This is a genomic window from Mesorhizobium sp. P2_D5, assembly GCF_056404355.1.
In genome coordinates, this window is record NZ_JBFUEE010000011.1 from 18,562 (window position 1) to 40,897 (window position 22,336).

Sequence of the window (22,336 nt, forward strand, 5' to 3'; positions counted from 1 at the left end):
AAGCCCGGCCAAGAGCCGGGCTTCGCGTTCACGCTGTTTCGCGCTTGCCGGCGCTCAGCTGCGCGGCTTGAGGTTTTCCGGGTCATAGAGCGGCTTGTAGCCGACCGCCGCGACTTCGACCGGATAGGTCTCACCGAAATACTCGATGGCGAGCTTGCGGCCTTCCTGGGCAAACGCCCACGGCAGATAGGCGAGGCCGATGTTCTTGCCGATGGTCGGACCATAGGCCATCGACGTCGTGAACGACCGGCGCCCGAGTTCGTCGACCAGCGTTTCGCCCGTCTTCGGATCCATCACCGGCATCGTGCCGACGGGATAGCGGGCAACGCCTTTCGAATCGACATTCTCGGTCATCACCAGCGTGCACAGCGTGGCCGGCTGGTGCTCGCGCGCGCGGTACTCGACATGCCTGGCCTTGCCGCAGAAATCGTTCTCCTTGACCTTCGGACGGGCTAGATCTGCTTCGAGCAGATTGTACTCGGTCAGCAGGTCGGCATTCTGCAGGCGCAGGCTCTTTTCCATGCGGCGCGTGTTGGCATAGGTTTCGACGCCAAAGGGCATCACGCCGGTCGAGCGCAGCGCGTCCCAGACGGCGAGACCATCCTCGTAGCGCATATGCAGTTCCCAGCCCTGCTCGCCGACATAGGAGATGCGGAAGGCGGTGACGTCCTTGCCGCCGATCCGGACCGGCTTGATCGCCGCGAACGGGAAGTTTTCAAGCGAGAGCCCGTCCGGATTCTCAACCACCTTCTGCAAGGTCGCCCGGGCATTCGGACCCCAGATGCCGATGGTGACGTATTTCTCGGTCACGTCGGTGATGGTGACGTCGAAACCTTTGTCCTGCGCGGTGCGGCGCATGTACTGGAAGTCGCGCGGGCCGGCGTCCGCCCCGTCGATCAAACGACAGCGGTCAGCCATGCGGACGACGGTGAAGTCGGCGCGCACCATGCCTTCCTCGTCGAGGAAGTGGGTGTAGATGCCCTTGCCGATGTTGTTGTCGCCGCCGATCTTGGCCGCGCACAACCATTCCAGCAACGCTACATGGTCGGGCCCTTCGATGTCATACATCGAGAAGTGCGACAGGTTGACGATGCCGCAATCCTCGCTCATGGCGAGATGTTCGGCGTTGGAAACGCGCCAGAAATGGCGGTTGTCCCACTCGTTCTCGCGCACCGGCACGCGGTTGCCGTATTTTTCCAGAAGATGCTCGTTGGCGGCATAGCCATGGGCACGCTCCCAGCCGCCGAGCTCCATGAAATAGCCGCCGAGTTCCTTTTCGCGCTCCCAGAACGGCGAGCGCCTGATGTTGCGAGCCTTGGAGAAGGGTTCGCGCGGATGCACCGCCGGATTGTAGACCTTCATCGCCGTCTCGGTACAGCGGTCCCAGATGAACTGCTCCTTCGTCTGGTGCGGATAGAAACGCGCATAGTCGATGGCGTGATGGTCGATCGCCGTGCGGCCGTCTGTCATCCAGTCGGCGATCAGCTTGCCCATGCCAGGCCCGTCCTTGACCCAGATGGCGACGGCATACCACAGGCCCCTCACCTTCTGGCTTTCGCCCATCGACGGGCCGCCATCCGCCGTCACCTGCAAGAGACCGTTGAAGGAATGGCTCTCGTTGTAGCCGAGTTCGCCCAGGATCGGCGTCAACTCCATGGCGCGTTCGAGCGGTCCCAGGATCTGCTCCATGTCGAGATCGCGCTGCGAAGGCGAAAGCCGGGCCTGGTCCTTCTCCAAGAGGTCGCGCGGATGGCAAAGGCGCGGATTGGTCTCTTCGTAATAGCCCCATTCGATCTGCCCGCCTTCGGCGGTCTTGGGATCGCCGGTGTCACGCATATAGGCCGAGTTGCCCTGGTCACGCAGCAGCGGCCAGCCGATCTCCTTGCCGGTGCCGGCGAACTCGTTGTACGGGCCGAAGAAGGTGAGCGGATGGTCGATCGGCATGACCGGCAGATCCTCGCCGACCATCTCCGCGATCAGCCGGCCCCAGATGCCGGCGCAGACCACGACATAATCGGCCTCGATGGTGCCGCGATCGGTCACCACGCCGGTGATGCGGCCGTCTTTGACGATGAACGACTTTGCCGGAGTGTTGGCGAAGGATTTGAGCTTGCCGGAGGCTTCCGCCTGGTCGACCAGCTTGCCGGCGACGGTCTGCGAACGCGGGATGACAAGACCGGCATCGGGATCCCACAGGCCGCCCTGCACCATGCCTTCTTCGATCAGCGGAAATTTTTCCTTGATCTCGGCCGGTTCGATCAGGCGCGCGCGCGTGCCAAAGGCCTTGGCCGAGGCGATCTTGCGCTTGATCTCGTCCATGCGGCTGTCGTCGCCAACGCGAGCCACTTCGAGGCCGCCGATGCGCGCGTAGTGGCCCATCTTCTCGTAGAAATCGATGGAGTACAGCGTCGTCCAGCACGACAGGAAATCATGGCTGGTGGTGTAGCAGAAGTCGGAGGCATGCGCGGTCGAGCCGATGTCGGTCGGGATGCCGGACTTGTCGATGCCGACAATATCGTCCCAGCCGCGTTCGATCAGGTGATGGGCGATCGATGCACCGACAATGCCGCCCAGGCCAACGATGACGACCTTCGCCTTTTTCGGAAACTCTGCCATTGCCCGCGACTCCAAAGTGATAAAGCGGGCGGACTATAGGGCGGAGCGGTGGCGCTGATGAAGCCTGTTTGCGACATTGGCAAAAAGCCGAGCGACCAGACGACCGAATGGTCCACGTGGGACGCATCGGCCGGTTCCTTTTCGGCCGCAAAGAGGCCAGCTCAGGCGAAGGCCCACACGTCCTCGGCCTGGAAGCCCACCTGGTAGCCTGACGTCTTCAGCTTGACCACGACCTGGCCGATCTCGGCCGCCGGCAGCGCGCCGACCTCGACCTTGATCATGCCTGGGCGATAGCGCTTGAGGTCGAGTTGTTCGAAGACGACCCAGTCGGCGCCCTCGCAATCGACGAGGAATGCATCGATATGGCTGATACCGTTGCGGTCGAGCAGGGTCTGCAGCGTTTCCGACGGCACCTCGATATCTCTCAGATGCGGCGCGAACTTGTTGAAATTTGCGTCGGCTTCGCCCCAGGCATTCTTGCCCGACATCAGATTGGTGTCGGTCACCGACGAGCAGCCGATGAACTCGATCGGCAACGTGCCGGCCTCGAGTGCGGCGGCATCGAAGGTGTGGACGGTGATCGTGCCCTTCGTCTTGGTAACAGCCACCGGCTCGATGATGAACCGGCTCGTGTCGGGATAGTTGGCGCGCAGCCGCTTCTGATTGTACGGGATCGGCTCGACCAGCATGGCGCGGGCACCAGCTATGCGGTGCAGCCACGGCGTGACGTCATCGAACAACGCGCCGTCGCAGGCGCCGACATTGACCATCTGGAACGGGCGCCCTGATCCGCCGAAGCGCGCTTTCAGCGCCGCCTTGGCCAGGAATTTCGTGCCGCGTAGCGACGGCCCGCGATCGAGAAGTCCACCGGGAAGACCAAGCGACAGGGCAACACGCGCCAGGTTGGATACTGAACTCATGACTTGTCTCCGGGAAGGACGTGCAGGGCCGCGCGATGCTGGCCACGGGCCGCTGTTGCCCACAGCGCCATCAGCGGCGTCGCCAGCAGCAGGAACGGCGGGATCAGATTGGGGAAATAGATGCGAGTGTCGTGGATCGGGAACACGGCAAATTTCGCCAGCACGCCGAGCACCAGCGCCGCAAACAGGATGCCGGCGCGACGCTCGAGGCGAAAGCCGGCGCGGCTTGCCGCATACCAGCCGGCCAAAGCCAGCACCGACACGCCGACCCAGCTGTTCAGGCTGACGGCGCGCAGCAGCGACGTGGCGAACGCCCGCAGATAAGCCGCGATCGAGAACGGCGGCTCGAACCCGTCCATATTGTAGTGCTGCTCGATGCTGGAGAACCACAGATGTGGCCACCAGCCGGGGTGATGGGCCCAGTGCGAAATGGCGAAATAGGCGACGAAGGACACCGCGAAGCCGGCTAGCGCGCCCCATGCCTTCTGCCGGAAAACGACCAGCAACACAGCGAAAATGGCAAGGAAAACAATATTGTCCGGCCGCGCCATGAAGGCAAGGAAGAGCAGGATCGCCGTTGCCGCCTCGCGGCCGCGGACATAGGCGTAAAGCCCGCCGAGGAACAGCGCCGAGCACAACAGGTCAGGCGTCGAGGCACGCGCCGCGCCGCCGAAGTCGGCCATGATCAGCACCGCGCCGACCACAGGCGCCAGCGCCAGTGCATGCTCCGAGCGCAGCCAGAGCAGCGCGATCGCGCCGAACAACAGCACGGACAACACCGAGACCAGCCGCATAGCCTCCACCGGCGACATCGCCGAACTCATCGTCGGCAGGATCTCGGCATAGAGGAACTTGATCCGATACATGCCGAGCAGCGAATGGAAGTCGGCGGCATTCTCCGCCATATGGCTGCGGAAGCGGCCGCCATCGTCGGTCAGCGTCTTGTAGTCGCCCGCCGACACGCCGGCCTTGACGGTGCTGTAGGCATAGTCGTGCAGCGCCTGCGCATCGGGATAGGTGCCTTCCTCGGCGATAGCGAGATAGGGCAGCATGTCCCAGTTGGCGTCCGGCATCACCCATGCCGTGAACGCCGTCAGCAGGATGTAGAGCGCGAAAGCCGCCGCGCCGATAGGTGCCACCAAACGCGCATAGGTCCCCTCGCCCCACGTCAGGCCGGCCTCGGTGAGCCTGTCGAGTGGGTTTTTCTCAGCGGGAGACTTGGTCAGCATGATTTTGCTCAGCGACCTTCGCTTTAACGGACTTGGCTTTTGACGAAATCCTTGACGATCGACACGATGCCGCGCGACAGCAGGCTGTCGAAGGCATCGACGAAACGGTCGACATGCTCGGGCTGGCAGATCAGCGGCGGTTCGAGCCGGATGACGTTGCGATTGTATTCGGTGAAGGCGACAAGCACGTCATAGTCACGCAGCAAGAGCGCGCCGATGAAGCCCGACAGCGAGCCTTTCAGCTTGTCGTCGAGCACGCTGACGATCGGCCGCAGCACCATCGGCAAGGTCTGCGAGAAGTCGTGGAACTCCAGGCCGACCATGAAGCCCTTGCCGCGCACGTCCTTGATGATCTTGGGATATTTGTCCTTGAGCGCCTGTAGCCGCTGCAGCAGGTAATCGCCGGTGAGCGCAGCGTTGTCGATCAGCCCCTCGTCATAGAGCACGTTGAGCCCCTCGATCGAGGTGACGCAGGCCTCGCCCATGCCGCCGAAGGTCGCCATCGCATGGATCATCGCCGTCTTCGGCGTGCCATAGGCCTTCATGTAGACCTCGCGCCGGGCAATCATCGCACCGACCGCCGCCTTGCCGGCACCAAGCGACTTGGCCAGCGCCGTCACGTCAGGAATGACGCCGTAATGCTCGAAGGCGTAGAAGCGGCCCGAGCGGCCATAGCCGCACTGCACTTCGTCGGCGACCCACAGAACGCCATATTGGTCGCAGAGCGCGCGCAGCTTCTGCCAGTATTCGGCCGGAGCCTGGATGATGCCGCCGCCGCCTTGGATGGTTTCGAGCACGATGACGCCGACCTCCGGGTCGGAGCGGAACAGGCGCTCGACCGCTTCAATGTCGGCAAAGGGGATGCGGACCGTATTCTCCGCCATCTTGAAGTCGGCGCGATAAAGCTGGCCGTCGGTGATGCCCAGAACGCCCTTGGTCTTGCCGTGGAAGGAATTCTCGGCATAGACGATTTTCGGTCGCTTCGGGCCGGCGGCGCGCTCGGCTACCTTGACCGCCGCTTCCATCGCCTCTGAGCCTGACGAGCCGAGGAACACCATGTCGAGATCGCCGGGTGAGCATTTGGCGATGTTGTGCGCCAGGGCCGCCGCATATTGCGACATGAAGGCGATGGCGATCTCCTGGCGCTTCTCCTCCTGGAATTTTTTCCGTGCTTCCAGAATGCGCGGATGGTTGTGGCCGAAGGCCAGCGAACCGAAGCCGCCGAAGAAATCGAGGATCTTGCGGCCGTTCTGGTCGATGTAGAACATGCCCTCGGCACGCTCGATCTTGATCTTGTGGAAGCCGAGCAGCTTCATGAAATGCAGCTGGCCGGGATTGAGGTGCGCCTTGAACAGGTCGGTCATCACAGCGACGTCCATCGCCTTGGCCTGCTCGACGCTGATAAGGTCGGGCTTGGCGATGGTGGCGGGCGACAGCGCCGGCGCGCTGACCATGGTGCGCGCGCTCGTCTGTTCGGGCTTGGCCATGACGGTCATTTCAATCTCCTGTCTGCGCGCATGACCGGGATCGTGCGCAATGAAAGCTGTTTTGCGAGCCGCTATTCGGCAGGCACGTGTTTGGTGGCGACGGCGTGACCGGCCTTCTTGGCGCGGTACTCGCTGTAGGCGGCGATCAACATGTCCTCGTCGCGATATTGCGGCACCCAGCCGAGCTGGCGCCCGGCCTTGGAGACGTCGAGCACGCACTCTTCGTCGGCGATCAGATATTGCTCCGGATCCATGATCGGCATGTTCATCAGGTCGAGCAGGTCGAGCGTGCGCTTGACCGCCCAACCCGGTGTCGGGATCAGGATCGATTTAGAACCCGCATGCCTGATCAGGTCGCCGAGCAGTTTCTTGACCGGCGGCGGGTTGAGCGAGCCCAGATTATAGGCCTCATCAGGCACCCCGGCCTTCCAGGCGGCGCGCGCCGCCTCGGCGCAGTCGAACACCGAGATGAACTGATAGGGGTTTCTGCCCGAACCGATCATCGGCACTGGAAAACTCCAGTCGATCAGCTTGAACAGTTTTTCCAGAATGCCGAGCCGGCCGGGGCCGATGATCAGGCGCGGGCGGAACAGCGAGATCGACATGCCACGCTTGCGCCATTCGGCAGCCAGTTCTTCGGTCTTTTGTTTCGACCAGCCATATTCGCCAAGCGGCGCGACCGGATGCTCCTCGGTCATCGGCTGGGTGACCGTGTGGCCGTAAATCATGTCGGTCGTGTAGTGGACGAGCCTGGGTGCGCCGGCCTTGTCCATCGCCTGCATGATGTGCTCGGTGCCATGGAAATTGACCGGGAAGAAGAAATCATGCCGCTTGGCGCGAACCTGGATCGGCGACAGCATCTTGGCCGACAAATTGTAGACCATGTCGTCGGCCTTCAGCCCAACCGCGGCGACCGAGGCCGGATCGGTGACATCGCACTTGATAAAGCGGACATTGCGGTAATGCGGCAGGTCGCTCCTGACGATGTCGGCGACGACAACCTCTTCACCATCGGCGACAAGCTTCGGGGCAAGATGGCGACCGACGAAACCGTCGCCACCGAAAATCACATGTCTCATTGGATAGTCTCGCTGTGAATCTTGTCGGAAGAAAGCGAAGCCGTTTGCGCCTCATGCCCGCGCCCGCTTTGCGCGATCAGCACCGTGCCGACGCAGATGCAGGCGATGCCGGCGATGCGCCAGCCATTGAGGTCCTCGCGGAAGACGAAATACGCGAAGATGGCGACGGCAACATAGGCGAGGCTGAGGAACGGATAGGCGAAGGAAAGCTCGACCTTGGACAGCACATAGAGGTGCGAGGCCATCGAGATGACGAAGGTGCACAGGCCCAGGAACACCCAGGGGCTGAAGACGATCTGCAACAGCTTGACCAGGGGATTGACGCCCTCGAACGAGATCGGCCCGAGCGACATCATGCCTTGCTTCAGCATCAGCTGCGCAGCGGCATTGGTCATGACCGTAAAGAGAATGAAGACGATGTATTTCATGTGTTCCCAACCACCCCTTCACGCTTCCTATTACAAACCCGCAAACATTTCGTGAAGCCACAAGAATGTTTTGAGTGAACCGTCAATTTAACGATTCGATAATCAAGAATTACTCAAGTTTTATCTATTCCGCCGCCTCGACCGTGCCGCGTCGCGCATCGAGTTTCCTTGCCGTCCGAGCCCAGAATGACGACATGAAGGCGGGATCGCGCAACGCCTCCAGCCGCTGCCATTCGGGAAAGGACGAAGCGAAGATGTCGGCGCCCATGCGGGCATCCTTATAGGGGTTGACCGCGCCGCCGGCCTCGACGGTGATGCGGTCGAGTTCCCGCAGCAGCGCGAGCGTTGCCGCCCCCCTGTTGGGGAAGTCCAGCGTCAGCGTATAGCCGGGACGCGGGAACGACAGCAGCGCCGGCGAGCGGATTGAGCCGAACCGCTTCAGCACCGTGAGGAACGAGCCCTGCCCGGCCCGCCTTGCCGCCGCCAGCAGCGCCGGCACCACCTCGTGCGCCGTCTCTTCAGGGACCACGCTCTGGTGCTGGAAAAGTCCCTTCGGTCCGTAAAGCCGGTTCCAGTCGCGCACGCCATCAAGCGGAAAGAAGAAGCCTTGGTATCCGACCTGGCGCGGCGCCGCGGACCGGCCCTTCTTCCACCTGTATGCGCCATTGAAGGCGGTCAGGAACAGCCGGTTAAGGACATTGAAAGGCAGCTGGACCGGCACCGATAGCGTGCCGCCGGCGCGCGCGGCGGCATGCGAGCCGTGCTCGGCGTGGTTGCCGGTAAACAGCAGGCCGCGACCACTGTTGCGGCCACCGGCCAGTTGGTCGATCCAGGCGACCGCGTACTCATTGGCCTGGTCGGCCGCCTCGGCCAAACCGAAAAATTCGCCGAGATCGCGAAACGGCGTCGCCGTCTCGACGATGTCGAGCGAAGGCACTCGCATCAGCCGGATCGAGGCCGACAGGATGAGGCCGGTCAGCCCCATTCCGCCGATCGTCGCCCGAAACAGCCGCGCATTGTCGGTCGCCGAACAGCGACGGGTCTTTCCGTCGGACCTGAGCAGCGTCAAGGCCTCGACATGGCAGCCGAAAGTGCCGCGCCGATGATGGTTCTTGCCATGCACGTCATTGGCGATGGCGCCGCCAAGCGTGACGAATTGCGTGCCTGGAACAACCGCCGGGAAGAAGCCGTAAGGGGCAGCGTGTGCGATGATGTCGGATAACAGCACGCCGGCATCGGCTTCAAGAAGGCCTGTCTCGGCATTGAAGGCGCGGATGGTGTTCAAAGACCGCATGTCGACGACCGCGCCGGCCTCGTTCTGGCAGGAATCGCCGTAGGAGCGGCCGTTGCCATAGGCGAGCAGCGACGCCGGCTTGGCCTGGCCGCCCTTCAGCAGCGCAATGCCATCGTCGGCACCGATCGCGCGTGGTGCCGGCGGCGTGGCAAGGCCAAAGCTCTGGAAGCGGTCGGCCATCCTTTACCAGCCTCCGATGACCAGCATTACCGCGCCGATCAGCACCACGATCTGGCTGCGCCAGTCGCGGATGATGAAGACGACCGGGTCGTCATGCATCTCGTCGCGGCGCGCCAGGATCCAGACGCGCATGGTGAGATAAAGCACGATTGGCGCCAGCGGCCAGATCAGCCACGGATGCGGATAAAGCTCGCGCACGGCGACGCTGTCCATGTAGAGCGCCAGCACCAGCGCCGAGGAGAAGGCCGAAGCCATTCCGGCCTGGGCGACGATCTCCTGGTCTTCGGTGCGATAACCACGGCCGGCAATGCGCTCGCCGGGCGGGATGGCGGTGGTGCGCAGTTCGACGAAGCGCTTCACCAGCGCCAGCGACAGGAAGAAGAAGATCGAGAAGGCGAGCAGCCAGAACGAGACGTCGACACCGGTCGCGGCCGCACCCGCCAGGACACGGATCGTGTAGAGGCCGGCAAGCGTCAGCACGTCGACAAGCAGCATGCGCTTGAACGACAGCGAATAGGCCGTCGTGACCACCATGTAGCCGCCAAGCACGGCCAGGAATTCGGGCGACAACAGCAATCCGGTGGCGATGCCGATCGCCAGCAGCACCGCGATCGCGCCAAGGCCGAACGGGATCGACAGCGCGCCGCTGGCGAACGGCCGGTTGCGCTTGGTGGCGTGCTTGCGGTCGAGCGCAAGGTCGAAGAAATCGTTGAGGATGTAGATCGCCGACGCCACCGCGCTGAACGAGACGAATGCCAGCAGGCATTGCCAGATCATGGAGGTGTTGAAATATTCATGCGACAGCACCATTGGCACGGCGATCAGCGAGTTCTTGAGCCACTGATGCACGCGCAACATCTTGACGACGGTCCGCAGTGTCGGCTTGGGCGTCGGCATCGTCTCGGCGCCATGTGCTGCCTGCCAGCGCGCGGCATGACGGTCGGGCGCCACCACGATTGCCGTGCGCGCGGCGTCGAAGACCTGGAGGTCGTGGCGGCTGTTGCCGGCATAATCGAAGCCACCGTCGCCATAGGCTGCGATCAGTGAGGCGCGCTTCTTGCCGGAGGTGAGATTGTCGAAACCGTCGGTAGCCAGCACCCGGTCGAAAATGCCGAGATGGGCAGCGATGGCGTCTGCGAATTTGCGCGGCGTGCCGGTCGCCAGCACGATCTTGCGGCCTTCCGCGTGCTCGGTCCGGAGGCGGCAGAGCAACGCCTCGCGATAAGGCAGCGATGCCGGATCGATGTCGATGCGCTGGGCAATCGCCTGCTTCAACCGGGCCGGCCCGCGGGCGGCCCAGAAAGGCACGAGGAATATATAGAGCGGGTTCTTCTTGAGAAGGATGAACAGTCCTTCCCACAACAGGTCGGTAGCAATCAGCGTGCCGTCGAGATCGACCGCAAACGGTATTGCGTTCCTGTCCGACCTCGCATCCATAACCCGTCCTGCCCTGCCAGCGTATGATCCGGAAAGCCGGAGCCTCGTTGCGCGCCGCGTTTCGGCGTCTTGAAGCTGGTATAGCCGGGAACGGCATAGCGAACGTTAAAACGCCCGGATGCAGGCGGTTGTCGCGGCGGTATTTCCGGCGTCATTGTTAAGCAAACGCTACCGAAAACAATAAAAGGCCGGGCAAATGCCCGGCCTTTCCTGTCATGCCGTCGGGATTACTTGATGCGGGCAACGCCGCCCGAGATCTCGACCGTTTCCGAGCCGGTCAGGGCTTCGAGATCGCCATTGGGCAAGGTGACGAAGCAACCGTTCGGGCAGAATTCAACGGTTTCGCCAGCGGCCAGCGCAAGGTCTGATTTGCTGCCGCCCTCCGTCACGATCAGCGTGCGGGTCTCGGCGTCCTTGTTGACCGCGCTGGCGGCATGGGTCGAGCCGATGGCGGCGGCCAAAGCGACGGCAGCGACGAGAGACTTCCACATGTTGCAATATCGGTGTTCCCACCGCCTCTGTTGCATTTCGCAAGGCATTTTCGCCTTTGCATGGGAGCTTATATGAGATGGAAGCTGAACCGCAACTGAATGCCGCATTCATGCCGCAATTGGCTTTGCTCGGTTGCGAGCGCACCCGTTCAAAGGCCAGTTGACTGATTACCCCTAGTCCGGATCGGGCTTGCGCGCCTTGCGTCCCGTCTTGGCGAGCTTTTTTGCTTCGGCCGCGGCTTCCACCTTGGCCTGCTCCTGTTCGACGAAGTCGGCCTCGATCTTGTCGTCGTCGGTCGGCCAGGCCTCTGGTTTGCGGACCTCGACGACGGCGCGTGGCGTCGAGGGAATCTCGATATGCTCGCCGCTGAATTTCTCGAGCACGGCAAAACGGATGTCGTTCTGCGCGATATTGCCGTTCATCACATCGGCCAGGAACACGCGGATCTCGAATTCCAGTGCTGCCGCGCCGAAATTGGAAAACAGCACGAAAGGTTCCGGATTCTTCAGCACCATCGGGTGGCCGCGTGCGATCTCCGTCAGGATGGCGTGAACCTTTTTGACGTCGCTGCCATAGGCGACGCCGACCTTGATGTCGACCCGGCCAAGCTTGTTGCGATGCGTCCAGTTGCCGACGGCGTTGTTGATCAGGTTCGAATTGGGCAGGATCACCGACTGCCGCTGGAACGTCTCGATCTCGGTGGCGCGCACGCTGATCTTCTTGACGGTGCCGCTGACATCGCCGGCGACGATCCAGTCGCCGACCTTGAATGGCCGCTCGGCCAAAAGAATCAGGCCGGAGACGAAATTGGATACCACATTCTGCAGGCCAAAGCCGATGCCGAGAGAGAGGGCACCGGCGACCAGCGCTAGATTGGACAGGTCGATGCCCGCAGCCGAAATGCCGACCAGTGCCGCCAGCGCAACACCGGAGTAGCCGACCGCCAGCCGGATCGAGTTGCGCACTCCGGTATCGACCTTGCCGCGCGCCATCACCGAACCGTCGAGCCAGCCCTGGAACCAGCGCGTCAGGAAATAGCCGATGATGAAGACAACGATGCCGGAAAGGATGCCGGTGACCGAAATCGTCACCGAACCGACGGTGATCCCGGTTGCCAGCCTGTAGGCCCAGGCCTCGATGTCGCCGGGCTGGAAACCCCACATCAACAGGATCAGCGGCAGGAAGACCAGCACGATCATCAAGTTGATGGCGACGCTGACGGCGAGGCCGAGTTGATCGAGGGCGGCGTCATCGTAACTCGAATTGGCCGACAGCCAGCGCCCAACGGACGTGTCGGCGAAAGCGCCCTCCTCGCCGATCGCCCGCGCCGACAGGAAGCCGATATAGGAAGTGATGAGGATGGTGCCGGTGACCAACACTTGCACCGAGACAAAGATGGCAAGGCCAATATAGCCGAGCAAGGCCGCAGCGATGGTGAACAAACCGAGTGCGAGCGCCATGTAGCGCAGCCATGCCGGCCACGGCCGCCAGCTTCCGTCACGCGCCCTGAACGGCCGCAGCATCGCCATCAGGATCAGGATCACGCCAAAGATGATCGTGGCGCCGAAACTGCGGGCAATGGTCAGCGACAGCGGCGAGCCCATCTTGTCGTTGACGATCGACAGGAAATAGTTGACGCCGATGACCACTGCCATGGCGGTCGTCAGCCGCACCAACCAGCGCGCCGGGCCGGTTTCGACGGGAATGAGCCGCCAGTTCGGCAGCCGCGGCTCGAGCGCCGCATTGGTCAGCCGGTTGACGCCGAACACCACAGCGATGACAGCCGCCAGCGCGTTCAGGAAGACCCCGATGTCGCCACGCAACACATTGTAATAGTTGAATAAGAACACCGTGGAGGCCAGGAATACGCTGACCGCCAGTGACGGCAGCAAAGTCGACCAGAACGCCACCGATAGACGGCTGAGATAGGACGGTTGCTCGACCGTCGGGTCGGCTTCGAAGACCCGCCCGAACAGCCGCCTGCCCCCGACCAGCAGCACCAGCGCCAGTCCGAGCGCCACGAAGGTCGCTGCCAGGATGGCCTTAAACTTGAACTTGAAAGCGAAGATCAGCCAGGACGACACCGCCTTGTACAGGTTGGCGTATTCGTCATGGGCGTCGGAGAAGACCTCAGGGCTCAGGGCATCGGACAGCACGTAGCGCTTGGTCAAAAGGTTGCGGAACAGCGCGCTGCGCATGTTGCCGATGTTGTCGACCAGCCCGCTGATGCGGATCGACAGGTTCTGCGCGCTGGCGACAACTGCGTTGATCTCGGCCTTTTCCGACGCCAACGCCTGGCGTTCGCCTGTAACTATGTCGGGCTCCTGTGGCTGCCCCGCCGCGGGTGGCGGGCCCAGCACCTCGATCCGATTGTTGATGTCGGTGAGGCGCGAACGAAACGCCAGCGCACTGGTAAGTGCCGCCCGCGACAGGTCCTCCAGTTGCAGACGGATATCGACGAGTGCGGCATCGTCCTCACCGTCCTGCTGTATTTTCTTCTCGAGGTCGTCAGTCTTGGCCGTCAGGCCCTGGATGACTTTCTGCTGATCGGTGATCAATCCGGCAGCGCCCTGACCGAGCGCTTGCGCCATCGCGTCAAACGAAGGCGGCGCCGAGACGACAAGCGCGAGGATCAAAATGAGGCGAAGCAACCGGAAAAGCATGATTTGTTGGCGACTCACGAGCGGCAAAGGCATCTAAAAAGCCTGTCATTGATAAAGACGGCCATATCATGGGGCAAGCCGTCGCATCCGATCGCTCCACTGATCCGATCGCGGGCGTCGGCCAGTCGAAAGGCGATGGCGCAATATTGGCTTTGCGGATGCGGCCTGCTCTATAGTCTGCCGCATCGCCCGAACCGGATGACAATGATGGCAGAGTACTCGGCCTTTTCGCTGCTCGCGAACGCGCTCAAGGGAAACAAGGACTGGAAACCGGCCTGGCGCAAGCCGGATCCGAAGGCGTCCTATGATGTCATCATCATCGGTGGCGGCGGTCACGGGCTGGCAACCGCCTACTATCTCGCCAAGGAGCACGGTATCACCAATGTCGCGGTGCTGGAAAAGGGTTGGCTCGGCTCCGGCAATGTCGGCCGCAACACGACGGCCGTGCGCTCGAACTATCTGCTGCCCGCCAACACCCGCTTCTACGAGCATTCGATGAAGATGTGGGAGAACCTGTCGCACGAGTTGAATTACAACGTCATGTTCTCCCAGCGCGGCTGCCTGAACCTGGCGCACACGCCGGCCCAGTTCGACGATTATGCACGGCGCGGCAACGCCATGCGTCATCTCGGCGTCGATGCTGAATTGATGACGCCGGCGCAGATCAAACGCCTGATCCCGGCGCTCGATATCTCCGACAGCGCACGATTCCCGGTGGTCGGCGGCCTGATGCAGCGGCGCGCCGGCACCGCCCGCCACGATGCGGTCGCCTGGGGCTATGCGCGCGGCGCCGACCGGCGCGGCGTCGACATCATCGAGAATTGCGAGGTCACCGGCTTCCTGCGCGACGGCGACCGCGTCACCGGCGTCACGACGTCGCGCGGCGACATCCGCGCCAAAAAAGTGGCCGTGACGGTCGCCGGCAGCACCGGGCGCGTCATGCAGTTGGCCGGCGTCGAGACGATGCCGATCGAGAGCCATGTGCTGCAGGCCTTCGTCACCGAATCGCTAAAGCCTTTCATCGACACCGTCGTCACCTTCGGCATGGGGCATTTCTACATGTCGCAGTCGGACAAGGGCGGCCTCATCTATGGCGGCGACATCGACGGCTACAACAGCTACGCCCAGCGCGGCAACCTGCCCATCGTCGACGAAGTGATGAGCGAGATGCTGGCGCTGTTTCCGGGCCTTGCCCGCGTGCGCATGCTGCGCTCCTGGGGCGGCGTCTGCGACATGTCGATGGACGGCTCGCCGATCATCACCACCGGCCCCCTGCCCGGCATGTATCTCAACTGCGGCTGGTGCTATGGCGGCTTCAAGGCGACGCCGGCCTCGGGTTGGTGCTTTGCCTGGACCATCGCCAAGGATCAGCCGCACGAGTTCAACGCCCCCTTCACGCTCGACCGCTTCCACCGCGGCCTGGTGATCGACGACAAGGGCCAGGGTGCAAACCCGCGGCTGCATTAGGTAAAGTCCCATGTTGATCACCTGTCCCTATTGCGGCCCGCGCGACGTCGTCGAATTTACCTATCAAGGTGACGGCAACCGTAAGCGCCCCGACCCCGCCTCGCAGAATTTCGAGGCATGGAACGCCTATGTCTACGACCGGCTGAACCCGGCCGGCGACCACAACGAGATCTGGCAGCATTCTGGCGGTTGCCGCGCGCATCTCAGGGTCGTGCGCAACACGCTGACGCATGAGATTTTGAGCGTCGCCTTCATGCGCGGCGCTCACACCTCGACCGCGCGCCGCAAGGCGGAGGACAAATCATGAGCCCGCGCCGCACCGACACTGGCGGCCGCATAGACCGGCTGAAAACCATCCGCTTCACCTTCGACGGAGCCACCTATACCGGCCATGCCGGCGACACGCTGGCGTCGGCGCTGTTGGCCAAGGGCGTCACCCTTTATGGGCGTTCATTCAAATATCACCGCCCGCGCGGCCTGCTCACCGCAGGCGTCGAGGAGCCCAACGCGCTGGTGACGGTGCTGAAGGGCGATGTTCGCGAGCCCAACATTCCGGCGACCATGGTCGAGATCCATGACGGACTGGTCGCCATCAGCCAGAACCGCTTTCCCTCGCTTGCCTGGGACGTCAACGCCGTCAACCAGCTTGGCGGCAAGATCCTGTCGGCCGGCTTCTACTACAAGACCTTCATGGGGCCGGTGATCGGTCCGCTCAAAGGCACTCGCTTCTGGATGTTCTGCGAGCATTTCATCCGCCGCGCCGCCGGTCTCGGCAGCGCCGGATCGGCGAAGGACCCGGCCCGCTATGAACGCATGAACGCCTTTTGCGACGTGCTGGTAGTCGGCTCCGGCCCGGCCGGGCTGATGGCCGCCAAGGCCGCTGCCGATCAGGGCGCCCGGGTCATGCTGGCTGACCTTGAGCCGCGTTTCGGCGGCTCTGCCAACTGGTCAGGCGAAACCATCGATGGCGCACCGGCCGCCGACTGGGCCCGCCGGACCGTTGCCCAGCTCGAAGGCCGCGACAATGTCCGGCTTTTGCCGCGCACCACGGTCTGGGGCTATTACGACAACAACACGCTTGCCGCGCTCGAACGGGTCAGCGACCACAAGGAGCAGCCCGGCAAGGGCGAGCCGCGCCATCGCTATTGGGCGATCCGCGCCCGCTCCGTGGTGCTCGCCACCGGCGCCTTCGAACGGCCGCTGGTGTTTCCGGGCAATGACAGGCCAGGTGTGATGCTGGCGCATGCCGCCGAGCGCTACGCCAACGAGTTCGGCGTGCTGCCGGGCGAACGGATCGCGCTTTTCACCAACAATGACAGCGCCTACCGAGCGGCCGTCGCCTTGAAGAAGGCGGGAGCCGCGGTCGTCGCCATTGCCGACGTCCGGCCAGATCTTTCAGCCGAAATGCGCAAGCTGGCCACGGAGGCCGAGGCCGAGATCTTCGCCGGCCATGCCGTCATCGCCACCGAGGGCGGCAAGGCGCTGTCCGGCCTCAAGCTGCAACGCTTCGACATGACCAACGGCTCGCTCACCGGCGACGCCCGCAGCATCCATGCCGATTGCCTGCTGATGTCGGGCGGCTGGTCGCCGACCATCCATCTGGCCAGCCAGGCCGGTGCCAAGGCCGAGTGGAACGCCGCGCGGCAGGCTTTCCTGCCGCCGAAGCCGACCCAGCAATGGCCAACGCAGCACTGGATTGGCGCCGGCGCCTTCACCGGCAGTTTTTCCACCACTGAAGCCATTGCCGAAGGCCGCGCCGCCGGCCTTGCCGCGGCCGGTGGAACCAGCACGCCGGCGGCGTTGCCCACTGTCGAAGCCGTTCCTGGCGACCCCGATCCGGCGCCGGTGTTCGAGATCAGAGCCAAGGGCAAGAGCTTTGTCGATTTCCAGCACGACGTCACCGCGGAGGATGTGCGGCTGGCACACCGCGAAGGCTTTGTCTCGGTCGAGCACCTGAAGCGCTACACCACGCTCGGCATGGCGACCGACCAGGGCAAGAGCTCCAATGTTCCGGGCCTTGCCATCATGGCCGAGGCGCTGGGCAAGCCGATCCCCGAGGTCGGCACGACACGCTTCCGCCCGCCTTTTGCGCCGGTATCGATCGGCTCGCTGGCGGCAGAGCGCTTCGGCGACCTGAAACCCGAGCGGCTGACGCCGATGCATGACTGGCATCTCGCCAATGGCGCGACCATGTATTCGGCCGGCCTGTGGTACCGTCCGATGATCTACGGCCATGCCGGAGAGACGGTCGAGCAGGCCTATGTGCGCGAAGCCAAGGCGACCCGCGAAAGCGTCGGCATCGTCGATGTCTCGACGCTGGGCAAGATCGCCGTGCAAGGGCCCGACGCCGCCGCATTCCTCGACCGCGTCTACACCAACATGTTTTCGACGCTGGCCGTCGGCAAGGCCCGCTACGGGCTGATGCTGCGCGAGGACGGCCTCGCCTTCGACGACGGCACCACCTGGCGGTTGGGCGAGCAGGATTTCCTGATGACCACCACCACGGCCAACGCCGGCAAGGTGATGCAGCATCTGGAATATTTCCTCGACGTGATCTGGCCGGAGCTCAAGGTGCACGTCACCTCGGTCACCGACGAATGGGCGGGCGCCGCGATCGGCGGACCGAAGGCCAGGCAGATCCTCGCTGCTTGCGTCACCGGCACATCGGTCGACAACGCCACCTTGCCCTTCATGGGAATTGTGCGCGGCGAGATATCGGGTGTCCCGGTGATGATTTGCCGGCTCTCCTTCTCCGGTGAAATGGCGTTCGAGGTCTATTCCGGTGCCGGCCATGGCACCCATGTCTGGGAGGCGCTGATCGAGGCCGGCAAGCCGTTCGGGCTGGTCACCTACGGGCTCGAGGCGCTGGGCACGATGCGCATCGAGAAAGGCCATGTCACCGGTGCCGAGATCGACGGCCGCACCACGGCCCGCGACCTGCACCTCGACTGGATGCTGTCGAAGAAGAAGCCGTTCATTGGCTCGGCGATGATGGACCGCGAGGGCCTGATCGCGTCTGATCGTCTGGAGCTCGTCGGCCTGATCGCGCTGGACAACCGCCCACTCAATGGCGGCGCGCACATCGTCGAGCAACTCGACGAGGCCAATCCCCACGGCTCGATCGGCCACATCACCGCCTGCTGCTATTCGCCAGCGCTCGGCAAGCACATCGCGCTGGCGCTGGTCAAGGGCGGCAAGGCACGACACGGCATGCGCGCCAATGTCTCCGATCCCCTGCGCAACCGGTTCGGGCCGGTCGAGATCGTCTCCAACCACTTCTTCGATCCGGACGGGAGCCGCATGCATGGTTGAGCGCCAATCACCGCTCGAGCCGGAGTTTCACATTGGCTCGCATGGCAATTTCGAACACGGCGTCGAGATCATCCTGACCGAGACCGGGCCCGGCTCGATCGTGCAGCTGGCAGCCTGGCCGGGTGAGGAGAAGAAGTTGATTGCCGCCATCCGTACCGTCACCGGGTTTGCGCTGCCCGATGGCGCCGGCGGCGGCCTGAGCGACGGCGTGAAGTCGGTCTTCGGCTTCGCGCCGGGAAAATTCACCGTTGCCGATGAAGCCGAAGGCCTGGCCGGCGCCTTTGCCAAGGCGGTCACCCCGGCCATCGGCACGGTGACCGACCTTTCGCATGGTCGCACCGCCATTCGCATCGCCGGGCCGAAGGCCGAATGGGTGCTGGCGAAGTTCTTCGCCATCGACTTCGCGCTGCCGGCCTTTCCGGTTGGCGCCGGCCGCTCGACCACCCATCACGATGTCTTCGCCCAGATCCAGCGTACCGGCTCCGACCAATTCGACATCTATGTCTTCCGCTCGTTCGCACGCTCGTTCTGGAAGGCGCTCTGCCATGCCAGCGAGGAAGTCGGCTACGAGGTGCAATAGGCAGCGCCGGCCGGATGGCTGCTTCGCCGCGGCTTCTGGCATCAACGCCAGCCGGTTCTGCCGCTAGAGAATCGCGCTGCGGGCGGCCATGATGGGAAACGTGGCCGCCAAGACCGGCCCAAGGGGCATCAAACCCCGTCTCAGGCTCGGCATAGTCGTTTGGTTCGAACATCCCCATGACCGCAGAAATATCCGCCGGCGCCACCGATCGCGCCGATGTGTCGGCCAGAGCCTTGCTCCTGCTGCCACTGACGGTCGCGTGCGGCGTCTTCATGACCAGCCTCGACCAGAATGTCGTGGTAACGGCGCTGCCCGGTATCGGCGAAAGCCTCGGCCGCCCGCCCAGCCAGCTCGGCCTTCTGATCACCGTCTATGTCGCCAGCCTGATCATCTCGATGCCGCTTGGCAGCTGGGCCGCCGACCGCTTCGGCCTGCGCAATGTCTATTGCTTTGCCTTGCTGGTGTTCGCAACCGCATCGGCCCTGTGCGGGCTGTCCGACAACATCTGGATGCTGGTCGGCGCCCGCGCGCTGCAAGGGTTCGGCGGCGCGCTGATGGGCACGCTCGGCCAGGTCGTCATCCTGCAGACCTTTCCGCGCAGCCGCACCCTGAAGATCAACATGTACATCTCGCTGGCCGGCCAGTCCGGACCGCTGGTCGGCCCGCTCGTCGGCGGCGCGCTGACCACCTACATTTCCTGGCGCTGGATCTTCTTCATCAACGTGCCGTTCGCACTGGCGGCGGCTTTGCTTGCCGCCTCGCTGTTTCCGACAGTGACCAAGCCCGTGCGCACGCCGTTCGATTTTCCGGGGTTTCTTCTGGTCGGCAGCGGCATGGTGCTGCTGGTCTTCGGCATGGATTCGCTTGCCGCCAAGGGCGCTGCCGGCGGCGTCATCGCCAGTGAACTCGCGCTCGCGCTTGTCATCCTGACCATTGCCTCGTTCTACTGCCTGCGCGTGCGCAACCCGCTGCTCGATCTCAAGCTCCTGCGCATCCGCACCTTCCGCATTTCCTTCCTGACCGGCGGTGGCCTGGATACGATCGGCCTCAGCTCGGTCGTCTTCCTGCTACCGCTGATGTTCCAGCTCGGCTTCGGCATGAGCGCGGTGCAGGCGGGATCACTGACTTTCGTTGCCGCGGTCGGTTCGGTGGCCATGCGCTTCTTCATGCCGAGCGTCCTCAACCGTTTCGGCTTCCGCCGTGTGCTGGTCTGCAACACGCCGATCGTCGCCGCCATGGTCGCTGGATTTGCCTTGATGCAGGCAACCACACCGGTGTGGATCGTGCTTGCCTACATCTTCGTCTTCGGCGTCTTCCGCTCCGCGCAATGGGCGTCGACCGGCAACCTCGCCTATTCCGACATCGCACCCGAGCAGCTCGCCCGCTTCAGCGCGCTCTATTACATCCTGTGGCAGCTCGCGGTGGCGATCAGCGTCGGCCTCGCCGCCGCGGCACTGTCGTTTCTGGCCGGCGGCGGTCCGGCGATCGCCAACGATTTTCGCATCCTGTTCGTGATCGAGGGCGTCATCACGCTGTGTGCGCTATTCGCCTATCTCAAGCTGACGCTGCAGGACGGCGCCCATGTCAGCGGCCACGGCGCACAGATGAACACGGAATAGGGCTCGACGCCCAGTTGGCCGGTTCTGGCCAGGGCGGCCGGCTTACTCGCTGAACGTCACCCACTCTTCCAGCGGCACGCGGTCGGTGCGGAAGGCGTTTTCGGGTTTGGAAATATCCTCATGGCCAAGCGCCATGCCGCAGACGACGATCTCCTCGTCGGGAATGTTGAGCACCGGCCGGATCTGCCGGTGATAGGGGGCGAACGCCGCTTGTGGGCACGTGTGCAAGCCCCTACCCCGCGCCGCGACCATGATGTTTTGCAGGAACATGCCGTAGTCGATCCATGAACCCTGGTTGAGCCGGCGGTCAATGGTGAAGATCATGCCGACCGGCGCGTCGAAGAAGACGAAGTTGCGGTCGTGCTGGGCGCGCATCTTGTCGACCTCGCGACGGCCGATACCGAGCGCGCCATAGAGCCCAAAGCCGTTGGCGCGCCGTCGGGTCAGATAGGGCTCGAAGAACTGGGTGGGATAGTAGCGGTACTCATCCCAATCGGCCTTTTCAGCGCGGATGCCCGAATTGAGGATGGCGTCGGTGATCTGCTGCTTGGTCTCGCCCTTGGTGACGTAGACCTTCCACGGCTGCATGTTTGTGCCGGATGGAGCCCGCGCCGCAACCGACAGAATGGCGCGGATGGTGTCGTCGTCGACCATGTCGGGCAGGAATGCGCGCACCGAGCGGCGCGACAGGATCGCCTCGTCGACAATCTCGGCCTCGTCCGCAATTCGGGTGTTCTTTTCAAGCATGGGCCGTCCTTTAACCCTCGTCTCGACCAGACGTCCCCACTCGCCGTTCGTGCCCGAGCCTTTGCATGAACCGTCAAAATCCTGCAAGCAAATCTTGAACATACATGAAAATCCACTTGATTTTTTCATGAGCTTCATTTCTCATGAAATTCGGATGCAAATTTTCATGAAGTGAGCGTTTTGCCTTCACCTATCGCACGAACATTGCAGGGACCTGACGAACGCGTGCTGGCCAGCGATATCAGGGCGCTGCGCAAGGCGCGCGGGCTGACGCTTGCCGAGATCGGCCTGAAGCTTGGCCGTTCTGTCGGCTGGGTCAGCCAGGTCGAGCGTGGTCTCTCGACGCCATCGCTCAGCGATCTCAGAGCCTTCGCTGAACTGTTCGGCGTGCCGATCAGCCTGTTCTTCAGCCATGACGTGCCGGTCGAAAGCGAGCGTGGCGTGGTTGTGCGCGCCGGCAGGCGCCGCACGCTTGGCACAAGCGAATCCGGCCTGGTGGAGGAGCTTCTGTCGCCCGATCTCGGCGGTAGCTTCGAGATGGTGCGTTCGGTTTTCGCGCCGGGCGCGGAGCTGAAAAACGAGGCGCGTCGGCCGACCGAAGAGGCCGGATACGTCGCGTCCGGACTGTTCGATATCGAGATATCGGGCGTCTGGCATCGGCTCGGCGAAGGCGACTCCTTTCGCTTCGAAGGCAAGCCCTACCGCTGGCGCAATCCGGGTGCCGAGCCGGCGGTTGTCATCTGGGTGGTTGCGCCGCCAGTCTATTGAATGCATGTCGCCCAGAAG

The 22,336-nt window shown here is 63.3% G+C and carries 17 protein-coding genes; 6 read left to right on the forward strand and 11 right to left on the reverse strand.

The window, feature by feature from the left end; translation table 11 throughout:
• Positions 1 to 54 precede the first annotated feature (54 nt).
• From AC1DYW_RS31055 to AC1DYW_RS31100, 10 genes are all read right to left on the reverse strand, one after another.
• Positions 55 to 2,616: a GcvT family protein gene (locus AC1DYW_RS31055; protein WP_477228719.1), complete on the reverse strand. Its 2,562-nt coding sequence runs from the start codon at positions 2,614 to 2,616 to the stop codon at positions 55 to 57.
• Positions 2,617 to 2,777: 161 nt separating this feature from the next.
• Positions 2,778 to 3,536 carry an FkbM family methyltransferase gene (locus AC1DYW_RS31060; RefSeq protein ID WP_457150414.1) on the reverse strand — a complete coding sequence of 253 codons (759 nt, stop codon included), beginning with the start codon at positions 3,534 to 3,536 and terminating at the stop codon, positions 2,778 to 2,780.
• A complete protein-coding gene (locus tag AC1DYW_RS31065; protein WP_477228720.1) occupies positions 3,533 to 4,765 on the reverse strand; it encodes a hypothetical protein in 1,233 nt (410 codons plus the stop codon). Before AC1DYW_RS31065 ends, AC1DYW_RS31060 begins: the two co-directional genes overlap by 4 nt.
• Positions 4,766 to 4,788: 23 nt before the next feature.
• Positions 4,789 to 6,219 (reverse strand): aspartate aminotransferase family protein, encoded by a 1,431-nt coding sequence (locus AC1DYW_RS31070; RefSeq protein ID WP_457150428.1) that lies wholly within the window; start codon positions 6,217 to 6,219, stop codon positions 4,789 to 4,791.
• Between the two features lie 104 nt (positions 6,220 to 6,323).
• Positions 6,324 to 7,331, reverse strand: coding sequence for an NAD-dependent epimerase/dehydratase family protein (locus AC1DYW_RS31075; protein WP_477228721.1), 1,008 nt, complete (start codon positions 7,329 to 7,331; stop codon positions 6,324 to 6,326).
• Positions 7,328 to 7,759, reverse strand: coding sequence for an EamA family transporter (locus AC1DYW_RS31080; RefSeq protein ID WP_095087322.1), 432 nt, complete (start codon positions 7,757 to 7,759; stop codon positions 7,328 to 7,330). The genes AC1DYW_RS31075 and AC1DYW_RS31080 overlap by 4 nt, the downstream gene beginning before the upstream one ends.
• Positions 7,760 to 7,883: 124 nt before the next feature.
• Positions 7,884 to 9,233, reverse strand: a complete 1,350-nt coding sequence (locus tag AC1DYW_RS31085; protein WP_477228722.1) for an FAD-binding oxidoreductase — start codon at positions 9,231 to 9,233, stop codon at positions 7,884 to 7,886.
• Positions 9,234 to 9,236: 3 nt separating this feature from the next.
• Entirely contained in the window at positions 9,237 to 10,670 is a 1,434-nt protein-coding gene (locus AC1DYW_RS31090; protein ID WP_477228723.1) for a UbiA family prenyltransferase, read from the reverse strand.
• A 227-nt stretch (positions 10,671 to 10,897) separates the two neighbouring features.
• Positions 10,898 to 11,161, reverse strand: coding sequence for a hypothetical protein (locus tag AC1DYW_RS31095; protein WP_167392187.1), 264 nt, complete (start codon positions 11,159 to 11,161; stop codon positions 10,898 to 10,900).
• A gap of 174 nt (positions 11,162 to 11,335) precedes the next feature.
• Entirely contained in the window at positions 11,336 to 13,825 is a 2,490-nt protein-coding gene (locus AC1DYW_RS31100) for a mechanosensitive ion channel family protein (protein ID WP_477228724.1), read from the reverse strand.
• 207 nt (positions 13,826 to 14,032) lie between these two features.
• Between AC1DYW_RS31100 and AC1DYW_RS31105 the strand changes: the two genes are divergently transcribed.
• The 5 genes from AC1DYW_RS31105 (at position 14,033) to AC1DYW_RS31125 (ending at position 20,803) form a co-directional block, all read left to right on the forward strand.
• Positions 14,033 to 15,292, forward strand: a complete 1,260-nt coding sequence (locus tag AC1DYW_RS31105; RefSeq protein WP_477228725.1) for a sarcosine oxidase subunit beta — start codon at positions 14,033 to 14,035, stop codon at positions 15,290 to 15,292.
• 10 nt (positions 15,293 to 15,302) lie between these two features.
• Positions 15,303 to 15,599, forward strand: a complete 297-nt coding sequence (locus AC1DYW_RS31110; protein ID WP_457150422.1) for a sarcosine oxidase subunit delta — start codon at positions 15,303 to 15,305, stop codon at positions 15,597 to 15,599.
• Positions 15,596 to 18,604 (forward strand): sarcosine oxidase subunit alpha, encoded by a 3,009-nt coding sequence (locus tag AC1DYW_RS31115; RefSeq protein WP_477228726.1) that lies wholly within the window; start codon positions 15,596 to 15,598, stop codon positions 18,602 to 18,604. The genes AC1DYW_RS31110 and AC1DYW_RS31115 overlap by 4 nt, the downstream gene beginning before the upstream one ends.
• Positions 18,597 to 19,184, forward strand: coding sequence for a sarcosine oxidase subunit gamma (locus AC1DYW_RS31120; RefSeq protein WP_477228727.1), 588 nt, complete (start codon positions 18,597 to 18,599; stop codon positions 19,182 to 19,184). The genes AC1DYW_RS31115 and AC1DYW_RS31120 overlap by 8 nt, the downstream gene beginning before the upstream one ends.
• A 176-nt stretch (positions 19,185 to 19,360) precedes the next feature.
• Entirely contained in the window at positions 19,361 to 20,803 is a 1,443-nt protein-coding gene (locus tag AC1DYW_RS31125; RefSeq protein ID WP_477228728.1) for an MFS transporter, read from the forward strand.
• 42 nt (positions 20,804 to 20,845) lie between these two features.
• On the opposite strand, the gene AC1DYW_RS31130 is transcribed toward AC1DYW_RS31125, so the two are convergent.
• Entirely contained in the window at positions 20,846 to 21,550 is a 705-nt protein-coding gene (locus AC1DYW_RS31130) for a nitroreductase (RefSeq protein ID WP_457150426.1), read from the reverse strand.
• Between the two features lie 225 nt (positions 21,551 to 21,775).
• Here AC1DYW_RS31130 and AC1DYW_RS31135 point away from each other — a divergent pair, with 225 nt between their 5' ends.
• Entirely contained in the window at positions 21,776 to 22,318 is a 543-nt protein-coding gene (locus tag AC1DYW_RS31135; RefSeq protein WP_167392214.1) for a helix-turn-helix domain-containing protein, read from the forward strand.
• The last annotated feature ends 18 nt before the right edge of the window (positions 22,319 to 22,336 follow it).

Coding starts and splice junctions, on each gene's coding strand:
- AC1DYW_RS31120 (WP_477228727.1), top strand. CDS start 18,597: ATGGTTGAGCGCCAATCACCGCTCGAGCCGGAGTTTCACATTGGCTCG.
- AC1DYW_RS31060 (WP_457150414.1), bottom strand. CDS start 3,536: ATGAGTTCAGTATCCAACCTGGCGCGTGTTGCCCTGTCGCTTGGTCTT.
- AC1DYW_RS31100 (WP_477228724.1), bottom strand. CDS start 13,825: ATGCTTTTCCGGTTGCTTCGCCTCATTTTGATCCTCGCGCTTGTCGTC.
- AC1DYW_RS31125 (WP_477228728.1), top strand. CDS start 19,361: ATGACCGCAGAAATATCCGCCGGCGCCACCGATCGCGCCGATGTGTCG.
- AC1DYW_RS31095 (WP_167392187.1), bottom strand. CDS start 11,161: ATGTGGAAGTCTCTCGTCGCTGCCGTCGCTTTGGCCGCCGCCATCGGC.
- AC1DYW_RS31110 (WP_457150422.1), top strand. CDS start 15,303: ATGTTGATCACCTGTCCCTATTGCGGCCCGCGCGACGTCGTCGAATTT.
- AC1DYW_RS31115 (WP_477228726.1), top strand. CDS start 15,596: ATGAGCCCGCGCCGCACCGACACTGGCGGCCGCATAGACCGGCTGAAA.
- AC1DYW_RS31055 (WP_477228719.1), bottom strand. CDS start 2,616: ATGGCAGAGTTTCCGAAAAAGGCGAAGGTCGTCATCGTTGGCCTGGGC.
- AC1DYW_RS31080 (WP_095087322.1), bottom strand. CDS start 7,759: ATGAAATACATCGTCTTCATTCTCTTTACGGTCATGACCAATGCCGCT.
- AC1DYW_RS31065 (WP_477228720.1), bottom strand. CDS start 4,765: ATGCTGACCAAGTCTCCCGCTGAGAAAAACCCACTCGACAGGCTCACC.
- AC1DYW_RS31090 (WP_477228723.1), bottom strand. CDS start 10,670: ATGGATGCGAGGTCGGACAGGAACGCAATACCGTTTGCGGTCGATCTC.
- AC1DYW_RS31105 (WP_477228725.1), top strand. CDS start 14,033: ATGGCAGAGTACTCGGCCTTTTCGCTGCTCGCGAACGCGCTCAAGGGA.
- AC1DYW_RS31070 (WP_457150428.1), bottom strand. CDS start 6,219: ATGGTCAGCGCGCCGGCGCTGTCGCCCGCCACCATCGCCAAGCCCGAC.
- AC1DYW_RS31130 (WP_457150426.1), bottom strand. CDS start 21,550: ATGCTTGAAAAGAACACCCGAATTGCGGACGAGGCCGAGATTGTCGAC.
- AC1DYW_RS31085 (WP_477228722.1), bottom strand. CDS start 9,233: ATGGCCGACCGCTTCCAGAGCTTTGGCCTTGCCACGCCGCCGGCACCA.
- AC1DYW_RS31075 (WP_477228721.1), bottom strand. CDS start 7,331: ATGAGACATGTGATTTTCGGTGGCGACGGTTTCGTCGGTCGCCATCTT.